This is a genomic window from Mesotoga infera (assembly GCA_011045915.1).
Taxonomy (GTDB): Bacteria; Thermotogota; Thermotogae; order Petrotogales; family Kosmotogaceae; genus Mesotoga; species Mesotoga infera_D.
In genome coordinates this window covers 1-14,027 of record DSBT01000396.1, presented here as the reverse complement: position 1 = coordinate 14,027, position 14,027 = coordinate 1, and the positions used below count along the sequence as shown (strand labels likewise).

Genomic DNA, 14,027 nt, shown 5'->3' with positions numbered 1-14,027 from the left:
GAAATCATTGAAAACGTGAAATTATCCATCAGTTTACCCCCAGAAAAGAAGCTACTTCATCTCTCACATAATCGATATACTGGTCTTCCTTTTCTGAAAGGTCCCAGGCATGCCATAATTCCTTCCATTCACCGGGCCTCCCGTCTAAGTATTGCTGAATAACAAGAGTGTTATACATGATAGTGTAATCTTCTAGGTAATGGTAATTCTCCGGAAGGTCGATATTTACTGCTTCCCACCTCAAGGTCCCCGCTCCATACTGTGAAGAGAAGTGTGTCTCGACTGCTTTCTTCGCGTTTGCCTCCATGTCCAGGCATGCCTTGCAACGGATGGTGCCGTGAAAGTAGTAAAGAACAGAATAATCTAGTGGAAGAGAGAAATCTTCCATTTCCACAAGAACAGATTCCCTGGTCGTCGAAGATTTATGTAGGAGATTGATTTCGTCATAAGCAAAATAGGCAATGCTGATTGAGACAAATAGTAGCAGAGATATTCTAATGGTTCTTTTCAGTTTCACGTTTCCACCCCCATGAAAAAACAATTATCAATTTCGTATTTCTTTCGCCAGTTTTCTTGCTCGCCCCGACCTGAAATTTGCTAACCGAGCAAAAGTACCAGATCCCAAAATGAATTCGGGATGAAATTGTAAGGCTTTCTGACGAACAAATTTCGTATCATCTGAACTTGATTAAGAATTGTGGCCTTAAGGTTCTTGCCTTACCCACCCCCAAGCCCTTGCCACAACGAGTTTGTGACCCTCTGAAAGCCAAGACACAAGTATAAATTCTGAATGACGAAGGTCTCTCTAATGAAAATTGCAGAAGATCAAACCAGAGAGCTTCATATTTTGAAGTCAATCGTGTTCTTTGATTTCGACTGCCCCATATTATATCCTTTGCCAAGCGCAAGGACCAAAGCAAGTTCTGGAGGCAGCCCAACCTCAATCATTTTCTCAGCCACAGATTTGACATCATACTGAACTCTTCGAAATTCATATGAAGTACTCTGCTGGATAACATCAACAATCAAATAGCATGCCTCAGGATTCCCGTCCTTAGGCCTGCCAACGCTGCCATCGTTGAAGACGAGTTTTCCCATCGCCCAGCGCACCATAGGGAGATGAGTGTGACCGTTTACGACGACATCGGCTATGACCCTCTCAAGCACTTCATGTATCCTTTCGCTTGAAGTGTCTGGTCTTATGTACTCTAGTAGATGGTCTATAGGACTTCCATGAACAAGAAGAAATTTCACACCCTCTTCTACGAATTCTAGGGTATGAGGCAGCGCACGAAGAAACTCCTTAGCTGCAGCTGAAGTGTTCTTTATGGTCCAATTTATGGACTCATCACCGACTTCAGTTTCTCTGCCGGGACTATATTCACAGCCGCAGCTTTCCTTTTCGCTGCCTATTGCATCATCATAATTTCCCATTATTGTAGGGATTTTCAACTCACGAATTCTTTGAACAACCTCGTCCGGCTGAGGACCGTAACCTACTAGATCTCCAAGACAATAGCTTCTGTCGATGTTTTGGCTTTCAATATCTTTCAGTACCGCTTCTAGAGCCTCAAGATTTCCGTGTATATCTGAAAAGAATGCCAATCTCATTATTCCTCACCACACTTTCTGCGTCTCTCTTGTTTTTGGATTTTAAACTCTTCTATGGCCATATCTATGACCTCATCAACAAATCCAGGGCAATCGGCCATGCTGTAATATCTCCATCTGCCGTCTTTCCTAACCAGGATCAACCCGGAATCGGCCAATGTTTTTAGGTGCCTTGAAACTGTCGGCTGCGGTAGTTCAAGCATATCCTCGAATTCACAGACACATAGTTCATCATGAAGCCTGATAAGACCGAGAAGTCTCAGATTTGTCTCATCTGCAAGACTCTTCATAACGTCGGCAAGATTCCTAGCGAGAGTCTTCATTTATTCTCCCCCTGCTCCTTGAGAAAGTAAATGCATCCTTCCGATTCTTCATTATTGCAACCAGTGAAAGCATTACCGGTACTTCAACGAGCACACCGACTACTGTTGCCAGCGCTGCGCCGGAATTCATTCCAAAGAGTATAAGTGCAACGGCTATCGAAAGCTCGAAGAAGTTCGACGCGCCGATAAACGTCGATGGCGCGGCCTCGGCATAGTCTATCTTTAATTTTTTTACCGCAAAGTATCCAATGAAAAAGATGAGATAGGTCTGAAGCAATAGAGGGATGGCAATTAGAAGTATGTGTAGGGGATTATCGATAATCGTCTTGCCCTGGAACATGAATACCAGAATAAGGGTCAACAACAGTCCAATCTTCGTGAATGGATCGAATCTCTTTATTAAGGTCTCTTTCAAATATTTCTCGCCTCTTCTTTTCACTACAAGCTTACGCGTCAGAAGCGCCAAAGAAAGCGGAATTGCCACATAGAAGACAACCGACCAGAAAATTGTAGAGAAGGGTACCGGGAAACCTGTCGATACACCTATCAGAAGTTTGCCCATTGGCGCGAAAAGAAAGAGAATAACCAGATCGTTAATTGCGACCTGTACAAGAGCATAGTTTATGTTGCCCTTTGCAAGATATGTCCAAACTAGAACCATTGCTGTGCATGGAGCCAGTCCCAGCAATACCATCCCTGCAACATACTCGTTAGCAAGTCCGTCAGGAATCATTGGATTGAAGAAAATCCTCATAAAGAGCCATGAGATGAAGGCCATGGTAAAAGGCTTAATTGCCCAATTGACAACCAGTGTTACCAGAAGAGGCCTGGAGTTCTTATTTACGTTTAATATCTCTTTGAACTCAATTTTTAGCATGATTGGATACATCATGAAAAGCAGGACTATTGCTACAGGAATTGACACATTAGCGATTTGCCAATTCCCCAGTGAATTTGAGAGACCGGGAAGAATGTTGCCAAGGATTGCCCCTAGAAACATAGCGACTCCTACCCACACTGTCAGGTATTTGCTGAAAACGTCAAGTCTCTGTTCCAATATACTGCCTCCATATTCTCACATTCGAATATATGAATATGATACTCGTTGATTGTTTTCGGAGTTTTTTCAGAAAGTTAAGTTTCATTGTTGCACAACATTGCAACATAAGTTATTCTATATGTGTATCTTCAATGGAGGTGTCCGATGAACAAGAGGATGGTAATGCTTTTCAAGGCACTAGGCTGTGGCTGGCGACTGAAAATACTTGAGCATCTTTCAAAGGGTACCATGTGTATTTGCGAGCTGGATGACCTTTATTCTATAGACAAGACAACTCTCTCGAGGCACGTCAAGGCACTGGTAGATACGGGCCTTGTCAAGGAGAATAAAAATGGCACAAGAAAGGAGCTCAGCATAGCAGATAGAAGAGTCCTGGAGATTCTCGAGCTTGCCAAGGCAATCACTGATGTGTCATTACAAGAACTGGAGTAGATGAGTTTGTACAGCATTGTAGTCTATTTCATAACTGGATTGCTTCTGCTCTTCTCTCTAATCGCAAGCCGAAAAAAGGCTCTTATGGCGCTCAAGAAAGCGTGGAGATCATTTGAGCGAATCCTTCCTGAACTTATAGCCATTATGCTTTTTGTTGGTCTACTCATAGCTCTGTTGAATCCTGAGACAATCTCGCAGTTGCTCGGAGAGAATTCCGGGATTTTGGGTCTGTTCATAGCATCAGTTGTGGGATCGATAACCCTTATTCCCGGTTTTGTGGCTTTCCCCACGGCGGCGATGTTGCTCAGTAACGGAGCCGGGACAACTCAGATAGCTCTTTTCGTCTCCACTCTCATGATGGTTGGAGTTGCAACTTTTCCAGTGGAGAAGAAGTATTTCGGAAGTAGACTGTCAATCATGAGAAATGTGATGGCACTTGGATTCTCGTTTATCGTGGCCGGTCTTATGGGAATGATACTTGGATGAAGGCGCAAAGGTATGTCTTTCCGTTAGTAATGGCAGCGGTCGTTTCTGCTGTATTTGCTGTCGACAATCAGGTCGGGCGCAACGCGTTGAGCATTACTGGATCGAGTTTTCTAGAGATGTTATCCGTTATTCCTCCGATATTTATTCTCTTGGGCCTTCTCGATGTCTGGATTCCAAGAGAAAAGATTATCAGACATCTGGGAGAGAATTCAGGCATTAAGGGAATAGTACTTTCCTTTCTTCTTGGAGCGGCTGCAGCGGGGCCTCTGTATGGAGCCTTCCCAATAGCGGCGGTCTTCATGAAGAAAGGAGTGAAGTTTTCGAACGTGCTGATCTTTATTGGAGCATGGTCAACAACTAAGATTCCAATGTTCATGTTCGAGGTGGGATCACTGGGTGCAGGGTTCGCTCTGCTCAGATTGGCGATAAACATTCCAGGAATACTACTTATAGCGACAATACTCGAAAGAATAACCGGAAAAGAAAGTGTTGAGGAGATATATGCACAGGCTACCAGCATGAGTGAATAGGAGGCATTTTTTAGATGGAGAAAGATTTGAAAAAAGAAGTGACGAAATTTGGGTTGTTAGCAACTGGTTTTTTTGTTTTCTATCTTCTTCCTTTTGAGAGTAAATATGTACAGGATGCAATAATCAGTGGATTTACAATGCTTGGTTCATATGCAAGAGAACACGTACTTCTCTGTCTTGTACCTGCCTTTTTCATAGCGGGAACTATCACTGTATTTATACGGAAGGACGCAATATTAAAACTTCTGGGTCCCGACGCCCGAAAGATCATTTCATACCCAATCGCCGCCATTTCTGGCGGAATTCTGGCAGTTTGCTCGTGTACGATTCTTCCTCTTTTCGGTGGTATCTACAAAAGGGGCGCCGGTCTAGGACCGGCAGTTGCCTTTCTCTTCAGCGGTCCGGCGATAAACGTTGCTGCGATCTTTCTTACCGGAAGCGCGATCGGCTGGGAGATAGCACTTGTGAGAATCGTTGGAGCCTCGACTTCGGCAATCCTGATAGGCTTAACGATGCACAGCATCTTTAGAGAAAAGGGATCGGGAGGTTTTGCGACTCAGGAATCGGATGATCAGGTTTCCTGGCCTGAAGCTATTGGTTTCTTGGCCCTCCAAATGACTTTTCTGATTGTTGGCGGGCTGGCTATCGATCCAATTGTCAAGGCGACAATTCTGATTATCTCAGCAATTGCAGTCTTTGTGATGGCTATACGTTTCAAAGGAGAACTGAGAAATCAGTGGATAGGTGAAACATGGGATTTTGCAAAGAAGATTCTTCCTTACCTTTTCTTTGGGGTTTTTGCGGCAGGAATCATTTCCAGCGCACTTCCCCAGAGCTTTGTAGAGTCACTTCTTGGAGGCAATAGGTTCGGCTCAACTCTCTTCGCATCTGTCTTTGGAGCCTTCATGTATTTTGCGACTTTGACGGAAGTGCCCATCGTTCAGTCGCTCATGTCTCTAGGAATGGGTAAAGGTCCTGCCCTTGCGCTGTTCATGGCGGGTAACTCACTTAGTTTGCCCAGCATGATAGTTATCACTAGACTTCTCGGAAAGAAGAGAGCCTTCACTTACTTTGGACTGGTAGTAGTATTCTCCACACTGTGGGGATTCATATATGGAAATCTATTCTAGGATTAAGGAGGTCGTGCAATGAAAATCGAAATCTTTGGTTCAGGCTGTCCGAGGTGCAAGCAGACAGAAAAGATTATGAAGATGGCAGTTGAAGAGATGGATTCAGACGCTGTAGTGGAGAAGGTAACAGACATGATGGCGATAATGGAGAAGGGAATAGTCTCGACTCCCGCTGTCGCAGTGGATGGAAAGATCGTTCTATCCGGGAAGATACCTTCATTGGATGAGGCGAAGAGACTTATCAAGGGTTGATGGAAAAGATGTTTAGGTGATAGATTAGTGGAGGGGGATGCCCCTCCACTTTTCAGACATGTTGCTGGAGGTCAAGAATGAAAGTTGTAGCCTTTAATGGAAGTCCGCGCGTTGATGGAAACACCTCTAAGATGATTGAAGAAGTCTTCTCTGTTCTTAATGATGAAGGAATAGATACCGAGTCTGTCCAAATCGGAGGTAGTCGTTTAATGGGGTGCACTGCCTGCAATATTTGCTTCGCGACGAAGAATAGGAGATGCGCAATAGATGATGACTATGTGAACGGTTGCATAGAAAAGATGCTTGATGCAGATGGAATTATCTTCGGGACGCCAACGTATTTTGCAGATCTTTCGCCCGAGGTGAAGGCTCTGATCGACAGAGCCGGAATGGTGGCACTTGCCAACAACGCTATGTTTAAGAGAAAAGTGGGCGCGGCCGTAGTGGCGGTTCGAAGAGGAGGATCGATTCACGCATTCGATTCCGTCAATCACTTCTTCCTTATCTCCCAGATGATAATTCCCGGTTCGTCTTACTGGAATCTTTCTTTGGCCTGGCGAAAAGGGGATTTCGAGAAGGATAAAGAGGGAGTTCGAACGATGAGAGTTCTCGGTGAAAATATGGCCTGGTTGCTAAAGAAGATCAATGAGTAGTCTGTTGTCTTGAGAAGCTTTGTCTGAATTTCTAGGAGCTGGAATAGTTGGCAGGCTCTGAAAGAGCATACGGCTGACCGGGCTCTAAATAGCAAACAGCTTTACTATTTGCTTTCTTATGAGAAGCTGGTTTCACTGAATACTTCATAATGCTTCATATTAAACGTCTATACGAAATTCGAGTTCGTCTCATGACCTATAGCTGATTCGTCTCTCTGCAAAAAAGGATTTTGGTATTTGAGTGCAATTTTCGACTCTTTGGAAATGGCGTTTTCGAGAGCGAAAACTGGTATCTTATTTGAATGTCGTTGTGTTGGAGGTGTGAAAGTGTACGCGTGGATGAAAACTCTCGGATGGATAAACTTCACTCTTCTTGTCATAAACACATCCCTTTTTCTGACAAGATGGTTCTACCGTACATTCAACAAGAGGCTTGAGCGATTTTCCTGGGTGGGTTTCAAGAAACTTATGGTAATGCTGGCTGCTGTTCATCCGTGGACAGGAACAATTCTTCTCTTCACAGCCTTGTATCACGGTTATCTTGCGACCGGAGGTTTCGTACTTTACAGTGGCAGTCTTGTGTTCATCGGGGTATTGGCGCAGTTTATAGTCTATTTGCTGGGAAAGTATGTTACGTCTATGAAGAAGAAATGGAGACCCATGCATAAAGGTCTGATGATAATTACGTGGGCGCTGTTTCTTTTCCACATTTTCGCGCCTTACTCTATTTGGATTCCAATCGTTTAGTCTGTTGTAGCTAGCGATCTCAGGAATGGTATTACAATCCCTAGGAACTCCCCGGGGCTTTCCTCGTGTGGAAGGTGACCGGTATTTTGAATTATGGATAGCTTAGCTAACGGGAGTTCTTTCGCGAGCCTCATTGAGTCCTCAACGGGAACTATTTTGTCGTTACTTCCAGTGATAACTAAAGACGGTACAGATATCATGCGGATTCTTGAATAGTCATAAGGTTTTCTTGCGAGTGTCAGTTCCCATAAAGCCCTGTCCCAGTTTTCCGACCTCAACGGTTTTTCGTATCCTTCAAGAATATCCGGGGTGAGCTTGTCGGTATCATGCCAGGCCAAATCCAGCAGATCTCGTGAGTTTCTCAGGAATGCTCTGGACACGAGCGGACCAAGATATCTACCTTGCGGGGTGTTTGTCAAAAGTCTGAAGAAAAGGCTATCTGCCTCGCCATTGTATATAGCAGCATCTACAAGCACCAATCCAAGAACCTTCTCTGGATATTCTATAGCTGTTTCCAGGGCAGTTAAGCCGCCGGCCGAATTCCCAATTAGGATAGCCTTCTCAAATCCAAAATACTGGATTAGCAATGCTGTAAGTTCCACCTGGCCCGCTAGAGAATAAGGATTGAAATCTTTCAGTTCTTCTCCAATAGGTCTAGAAGTGAGACCAAACCCCGGTCTATCAAATGCGACAACTGTGAATTCTTCAGATAGAGGTTCTATGACTTCGCGCCAGGAAAATGTGCTTGCGCCAAATCCATGAAGCAGAATTATCAAAGGAGAACCCTCACCGGAAATCTTGTAATGGACGTCAATGTTGTTGATTTCCGCAAACATGCTATCTCTGTCGGCCAAGATTCTAGGATTTACGGTGTCCTCAAGGTCAGGCACCGGAATCAGGTAAGGCCCAATAAGCAGCAAAGCGAGAAGTGAGATTACTATCATGAGGACCTTCATTTTCCGGTCGCTCGATCCTGAATAAATCCGAAAGCCTTGTTAACAAGCTGCTCGGGATCAACCCCGTCTCTTGGAAGCAAGACGAATCCCGCCTTCAGTTCTAGAGAAGTCTCCCCGGTAACCGATTTCCATTTTTCGAATGAGTCTAGTGCTTTTCGAAGAATAGTGCTAGCGCTCCTCTGATCTTTGAGATCTTCTGCAAGCAACAGGAACTCGCGTCGAGAGAATCTGCAGAGAGTATCGCTCTTTCTGATTCCCTTTATCAGTTCATCGGTCATGTCTACTACAGTTGATTCTTCTATACTTGAAGTGCCGCTTCTGCTGCAAAGCTCAAGGGCAGCCACCATTGATAGTAAATTGTTTCTCCTGTTCCTAAATAATGCCATGTTCAGTCTATCTCTAAAAAGCACATAATTTGGAAGCCCAGTTTCTCCATCAAAGTGGGCTAGTTGTGCTATGGTCTGTTCAGCCAGCTTGAGATCTGAGATGTCCTCTGCCACAAACAGAAAATATCTCTTTTCTGCAGCATTCAATCTCTTTATGTAGAATCTCAGCCACCTTCCGCTGCGCTTCATGTGATGATACGTCGTAGGCTCCTCAACTGAATGTCTAAAGTCTCTAATCTTCTTGGCTATTTCTTCTCGATTGTGTTCCATCAATAGTGAGCCGCTATCATTTGAAAACACCACTTGGAGGCTTTCATCGAAAATCGCTATCGCATCTTCAATATTCATAACAGCTTGTATCACGAGATCCGAGAAGTTTTCGGAAGGGTTTTCGGGCATCATTCTCACACCACCTTTGTGCTTCCAACATCTATATTCTAACCTTTGACATAGAAAATCAGATACCGGTTTTTGGAGCGCTTGTAGTATATTGGTGGAGACCAGGTTAGAAAGTCACATTTCTTAGACTAAATGATGAAGTTGACGAAGGAGAAGTGAACGATGAAGAGAAAGCGCAGTTTGATCGCAGTTTTCGCATTTTTGCTTGTGCTCTTTCTTCTGCAAGGATGTGACCGTTCAAAGATTGGTACTACGGTTGCCTCTGTAATCGATGGTGATTCCCTGACAGTAAGGGCTCTCGATGGTACTGTAAGACTCATAGGAATAGATGCGCCTGAGATCAGACCGGGGAGCAAACCTGAGGGGCAGTTCGCAGAAGAATCGAGAGAGTTTTTGGAGCAGATGATTCTTGACAGTGGAAAGGTTACTCTTGAACTCCACGGAAAGGATACTTATGGCAGGCATCTTGCCTATGTTTTCGATTCCAGCGGAACATTTGTGAACGGGGAAATTGTAAGGCAAGGTCTGGCAAGACCTTTGACTTACGAGGAAACATCTCACTATTCATCGGAGATAAGAGATGCCTATAGAGAGGCTTTCATCAACAGAAGAGGAGTCTTCTCACTGTATGACGATTCTCAAGTCTATGAAGCCTCATTTGTGAGAAGAAACCTGAATTCGTACAAGTCAGGAGGTTTCCTGGGAAAGATAATTTGGATAGAATTCTTAGTTACAGATATAAATGGGTTCAATATCATCGGTGAGGATGTCGTTGCAAGAGTCAGATCTGAAGAGGCATCGCTTTTCGTTCAGGGTTCCACTGATTTTCAGAGATTCTATAGAAAGAGAATCAGAGTTTATGGAGAAGTCTGGCAAGATGCTTCCGGGAAAGTCTTAATCCTCTTGAGAGACCCAGGAATAGAGATAAATGGCACCTTCCAACTTGCAAATGCCTTATCCCATGCTTTTTTACAGCCGCCTGAAAGCTTTTTTTGACCTGGGAAGAAGAACCTTTCTAGGCTGCTAATTGACAGCGCAGGCTAAACATGAGAAAATATCATGCAAGTGAGTTGCGCGAATTATATGCAAGCGGGAGGTGTTTTTTTGAGAAGATTGACATCGCTTAGGCGAGAAATTCTCGATAGGATTAACAATTCCAATGCGCCGCTTAATGCCGATTCAATCCACGGAATGCTCAAAGGAAGTCCAAATCTCTCAAGCGTGTACAGAAGCCTTTCCTTTCTGGAAGAAGAAGGACTCATACGTTCCGTATCTTTTGAGTGTGAGACAAGGTTCTATTTCAGTAGTCAAAAGGAGCCGATTCATTTTCTGCACTGCAAGAGATGTCATAAAACGGAACCGTTTTATGAGTGTTTTGCCGACTCGCTTGCAGAATCGGTTGCTGAAGATCGGGACTTCACGATTACGGGCCACGTTTTCTATTTCATTGGAATCTGTGGAGAATGCAAGAGAAAAATGTTCTCTGATATTGAGGAGGGAAAAATGTGAAAAGCAGACCGATGATGATTTCAGTTCTGCTGATTCTTCTGTTTGCAGCCACTTCATTTCCGCTGAAAATCGTTGCAACAATAAACCCTTACTATCTGATTCTAAAAGAGATCACCGGTGAAGAGACGGAGGTCGATCTTCTAGTTGGACCAGGTCAAAATCCTCATATATTTTCCCCCAAGATCTCCGATATAAGAAAGCTCAACGAGGCCGATTTGGTGATTGCGAACGGACTGGACCTGGAGGTTTTCCTGAACCCTTATCTAGAAGATTTATCTTTACGGGGCAAGACAGTTGTATATGTTGGGAGTATTTTGCCGGATGAGCTTCTTGTGGATGAGAAGGAGAAAAGTGATGACGATGCATCTGGACACCATGATAATCCTCATGTTTGGCTTGATCCAATTATTCTGTCGGATTACGTGGTTCCGTTTCTGGTTAGTACATTGTCTTCTCTTGATCCTGGCAATTCAGAATTCTTCACCTCTAACGCAGCAGACTTGATCAAGAATCTTCAAGAATTCAATGATGAAACTGCTTCATATATGGAAAGATTTGAAGGAAAAACTGTGATTGTAGCTCATCCCAGCTTCTCGTACTTTTTTAAGAGATATGGAATACTGCTTGAACCTGTTCTGCAGGGCGTTGGAGATGAGCCAACGATTGGAGAGATAATGAAACTGGTTGATTTCGTAAGAAGTCAGGACGTGATTGGGATGTTTGCGGAATACCAGCATTCGAAGAGAGCAATAGACATATTGATGGATGAGACCTCTGTAAAACATGGAGAATTGGATAGTCTAGGGATCTCAACAGAGAGCATTATGGAATTGCTTCAGTGGAATCTAGTCGAAATAAAGAAGGTATTTGATGGAGAGTAGAATTCTAAGAGTGGAGCATCTAAGCTATAAGATTGGGAGTTACTGGATCCTCAAAGATATTTCTTTCGAAATGTGTCGTAGAGAATTCGTCGGAATAATTGGACCGAACGGAGCCGGAAAAACAACTCTAATCAAAGCTATCGTCGGCGATCTTAACGATTATTCGGGAAGGATACATGTTTCTGGCAGAATAGGATACTTATCTCAGAATCCTGAAAGAAAACGCGACTTTCCTATAAGGGTAAGAGAAGTGGCAGGAATGGGACTTTACGGAGAACGTGGAGTTTTGAAGTCCTTTAGAAGAAGCGATTGGAGGAGGGTGGAGGAACTCCTCGAAACGGTGGGAATCCTGAATCTGAAAGATAGGAAGGCGGGTACGCTATCCGGTGGTGAGTATCAACGATTAATGTTGGCACGGGCATTGGCTTCCAATCCCGAATTGCTAATACTTGACGAGCCCGAAGCCGGTGTGGATGAGATGGGAAAGGCTTCTTTTTACAGGTTGCTGGATTCTCTAAAGAATGAGAAGAATATCGGAATATTGATGATTAGCCACGACATTGGAATGGTTTTCGAAGCATGTGATACTGTGATGTGTATCAACAAGACTCTTCATTGCCACACAGCGGCGGACAGGATCACGCCTGAAGAGCTGCAATTGGCATTCTCCAGCGATTTCGATCTCTTCATAAAGTCCAGGGATCACTTCGAGAGGGAACATAACATATGATTCAGGATTTCATCAGAGACATTATTGAATACACTTTCCTCAGAAACGCAATATTTGCCGCGATTCTTGTAAGCGCGCTTACAGGTCTTTTTTCAAGTGTAGTAGTGCTGAGAAAGATTGAATTCATTGGAGACGGAGCAGCTCACGCCACTTTTGGAGGAATTGCATTCGGCTTGCTTCTGGGGACTGACTATGTATTTATGGCTGCGATCACTGCCGTGGTTTTTGCCGTTGCAGTAAGCTATTTTACGAGAAAGAATAGGTTGTCTGAAAGCAGCGTCATAGGAATGTTGCTTCCCTTGTCAATGTCATTGGGTGTAATTGCCCTCTCATTTGTGAAAGGTTACACTCCCGATGTAATGGGACTTTTCTTTGGGAATATTTTGATGGTAACTCCTGATGATGTTCGGATGCTTCTGATAGCTGTCATTGCCGCGATAGTCTTCTTTACGACATTTTATCGTGAACTCTTGTATTACTCTTATGATGAGGGAATGGCAAAGCACTATGGTGTGCCCGTCGGCTTCATACATTACGGGGTACTGATCGGTGTAAGTCTAAGTGTAGTAAGTTCTGTGAAGATTGCTGGAATTATTCTGGTGACCGCATTCCTGGTAATTCCTGCTGTCACTTCGAAGCTCGCTGCACGGTCGTTTGGAAGTATGATTGTGATTTCGGTGATCATGGCAGTTGTAGCAAGTGTTATTGGCATATTCATTTCATACGTGTTCGATATGCCCCCTGGACCAGTGATTGTCATAGTTCTTTTCTTAGAGTTTTTGGTGACGATCTCACTGAAAGGGATTGTTCGAAGTCGATTGTGATGAGCTCGATAATTAGACTTACAGGTCGCGAATAGATCACAATGTTAGGAAAGTCTTGTGTGTTTTGCTGCAAGTATCCGTGGATTCTCTGAGTCACTTAAGAATTGCATCAATTCAGAGTGAAGGACTGAGAAACTCAGATTAAGGAAGGAGAATGGATATGAAGATAACTGTTCTATGCAATGACAAGGCCATTGAAGGCTTTGAATGCGAACACGGTGTGTCTTTCTTCGTTGAATTGAACGGCAAGAGCTACCTGTTTGACACGGGATCTACTGATGTCGCAGTTAGGAACGCCGGAAAGCTAGGAATAAATCTCTCCAGAATTGAATTTATAGTGATCAGTCATGGTCACTATGATCACCTTGGTGGGCTGGCGAGTGTGCTTCAGGAGACTGGGCCAAAGAAAGTTCTGGTGGGTGAAGGAGGCTTTGAGAGGAAGTTCAGCGAGACAACGCTTACGAGCCCTGAAGATGGGAGAACCGAATATGAAAACCTCGGAGCAATTATTGAAACGGTGGGGACTTCAAAGGAAATTGCTGATGGAATCTATGTAATGACTGCAGCGCCTCTTGTTACTAAAGAAAGACCTGGGGAAAAGCACGTGAAGATTGCTGAAGGGATCAAGAATAGAGATCTCTTCAACGATGAGCTCTCTCTCTCAGTAGTCGAGAATGGCAACGTGACAGTAATCACCGGCTGCTCACATAGAGGAATTGGTAACATAGTAAAGCAGGCCTCGAGATTTGGGAAAGTGAAGAATGTGGTTGGGGGTTTGCATTTACTGCACAAGACTGAAGAGGAACTCGAAGAGATCTTTGAATATCTATTGAGCTTTGATATCGATAATTTCCATATTGGTCACTGCACAGGCGATAAGGTAGTGAAGAAGATCGCAGAAAGATTTCCTGCCGAAGTCGTGGAGCTTATGGCCGGAGATAGTTTTGAGTTCCATGATTGAAGCATCATGATATGAGTCATGTTCCATGATTTGCTTTCTATTACAGATATTAAGGAGGTTCATGAAGTGGATAAGATTTTGAATTTCGAGTATTTTTTGCCGACAAGGCTAGTATTTGGTGTCGGATCAGTAGACAGAGTTGGAGAGTTCGCAAAGT

General features: G+C 43.9%; 19 protein-coding genes. 13 read left to right on the top strand and 6 right to left on the bottom strand.

What is annotated here, in order from left to right; translation table 11 throughout:
- Positions 1–28: 28 nt before the first annotated feature.
- From ENN47_12815 to arsB, 4 genes are all read right to left on the bottom strand, one after another.
- Positions 29–517 (bottom strand): hypothetical protein, encoded by a 489-nt coding sequence (locus ENN47_12815; protein HDP79030.1) that lies wholly within the window; start codon positions 515–517, stop codon positions 29–31.
- A 323-nt stretch (positions 518–840) separates the two neighbouring features.
- Positions 841–1,611 (bottom strand): metallophosphoesterase, encoded by a 771-nt coding sequence (locus ENN47_12810; GenBank protein ID HDP79029.1) that lies wholly within the window; start codon positions 1,609–1,611, stop codon positions 841–843.
- The gene (locus tag ENN47_12805) at positions 1,611–1,934 is read right to left on the bottom strand and encodes an ArsR family transcriptional regulator (GenBank protein ID HDP79028.1); all 324 of its coding nucleotides are present in this window, start codon (positions 1,932–1,934) and stop codon (positions 1,611–1,613) included. The genes ENN47_12810 and ENN47_12805 overlap by 1 nt, the downstream gene beginning before the upstream one ends.
- Positions 1,918–2,991 (bottom strand): ACR3 family arsenite efflux transporter, encoded by a 1,074-nt coding sequence (gene arsB / locus ENN47_12800; GenBank protein HDP79027.1) that lies wholly within the window; start codon positions 2,989–2,991, stop codon positions 1,918–1,920. Before arsB ends, ENN47_12805 begins: the two co-directional genes overlap by 17 nt.
- Before the next feature lie 147 nt (positions 2,992–3,138).
- Between arsB and ENN47_12795 the strand changes: the two genes are divergently transcribed.
- The 7 genes from ENN47_12795 (at position 3,139) to ENN47_12765 (ending at position 7,224) form a co-directional block, all read left to right on the top strand.
- The gene (locus tag ENN47_12795) at positions 3,139–3,426 is read left to right on the top strand and encodes an ArsR family transcriptional regulator (GenBank protein ID HDP79026.1); all 288 of its coding nucleotides are present in this window, start codon (positions 3,139–3,141) and stop codon (positions 3,424–3,426) included.
- Positions 3,427–3,912, top strand: coding sequence for a permease (locus tag ENN47_12790; GenBank protein ID HDP79025.1), 486 nt, complete (start codon positions 3,427–3,429; stop codon positions 3,910–3,912).
- The gene (locus ENN47_12785; protein ID HDP79024.1) at positions 3,909–4,442 is read left to right on the top strand and encodes a permease; all 534 of its coding nucleotides are present in this window, start codon (positions 3,909–3,911) and stop codon (positions 4,440–4,442) included. The genes ENN47_12790 and ENN47_12785 overlap by 4 nt, the downstream gene beginning before the upstream one ends.
- Before the next feature lie 14 nt (positions 4,443–4,456).
- A complete protein-coding gene (locus ENN47_12780; GenBank protein HDP79023.1) occupies positions 4,457–5,572 on the top strand; it encodes a permease in 1,116 nt (371 codons plus the stop codon).
- A gap of 18 nt (positions 5,573–5,590) precedes the next feature.
- Entirely contained in the window at positions 5,591–5,824 is a 234-nt protein-coding gene (locus ENN47_12775; protein ID HDP79022.1) for a thioredoxin family protein, read from the top strand.
- Between the two features lie 77 nt (positions 5,825–5,901).
- Positions 5,902–6,477 (top strand): flavodoxin family protein, encoded by a 576-nt coding sequence (locus tag ENN47_12770; protein ID HDP79021.1) that lies wholly within the window; start codon positions 5,902–5,904, stop codon positions 6,475–6,477.
- Between the two features lie 327 nt (positions 6,478–6,804).
- A complete protein-coding gene (locus tag ENN47_12765; protein ID HDP79020.1) occupies positions 6,805–7,224 on the top strand; it encodes a hypothetical protein in 420 nt (139 codons plus the stop codon).
- Here the strand turns inward: ENN47_12765 and ENN47_12760 are convergent.
- Complete coding sequence (locus tag ENN47_12760) at positions 7,221–8,180, bottom strand: alpha/beta hydrolase (protein ID HDP79019.1); 960 nt, start codon at positions 8,178–8,180, stop codon at positions 7,221–7,223. The two genes, ENN47_12765 and ENN47_12760, sit on opposite strands and share 4 nt — an antisense overlap.
- Positions 8,177–8,968: a GGDEF domain-containing protein gene (locus ENN47_12755; protein HDP79018.1), complete on the bottom strand. Its 792-nt coding sequence runs from the start codon at positions 8,966–8,968 to the stop codon at positions 8,177–8,179. The genes ENN47_12760 and ENN47_12755 overlap by 4 nt, the downstream gene beginning before the upstream one ends.
- Before the next feature lie 159 nt (positions 8,969–9,127).
- Here ENN47_12755 and ENN47_12750 point away from each other — a divergent pair, with 159 nt between their 5' ends.
- From ENN47_12750 to ENN47_12725, 6 genes are all read left to right on the top strand, one after another.
- Positions 9,128–9,961, top strand: coding sequence for a Nuclease (SNase) (locus ENN47_12750; GenBank protein ID HDP79017.1), 834 nt, complete (start codon positions 9,128–9,130; stop codon positions 9,959–9,961).
- 108 nt (positions 9,962–10,069) lie between these two features.
- A complete protein-coding gene (locus tag ENN47_12745) occupies positions 10,070–10,474 on the top strand; it encodes a transcriptional repressor (protein ID HDP79016.1) in 405 nt (134 codons plus the stop codon).
- An 11-nt stretch (positions 10,475–10,485) separates the two neighbouring features.
- On the top strand, positions 10,486–11,355 hold the full coding sequence (locus tag ENN47_12740) for a zinc ABC transporter substrate-binding protein (GenBank protein HDP79015.1): 870 nt from the start codon (positions 10,486–10,488) through the stop codon (positions 11,353–11,355).
- Positions 11,345–12,085, top strand: a complete 741-nt coding sequence (locus tag ENN47_12735; protein ID HDP79014.1) for a metal ABC transporter ATP-binding protein — start codon at positions 11,345–11,347, stop codon at positions 12,083–12,085. Before ENN47_12740 ends, ENN47_12735 begins: the two co-directional genes overlap by 11 nt.
- The gene (locus ENN47_12730) at positions 12,082–12,909 is read left to right on the top strand and encodes a metal ABC transporter permease (GenBank protein ID HDP79013.1); all 828 of its coding nucleotides are present in this window, start codon (positions 12,082–12,084) and stop codon (positions 12,907–12,909) included. The genes ENN47_12735 and ENN47_12730 overlap by 4 nt, the downstream gene beginning before the upstream one ends.
- A gap of 160 nt (positions 12,910–13,069) precedes the next feature.
- Complete coding sequence (locus tag ENN47_12725; GenBank protein ID HDP79012.1) at positions 13,070–13,870, top strand: MBL fold metallo-hydrolase; 801 nt, start codon at positions 13,070–13,072, stop codon at positions 13,868–13,870.
- Positions 13,871–14,027 lie beyond the last annotated feature (157 nt).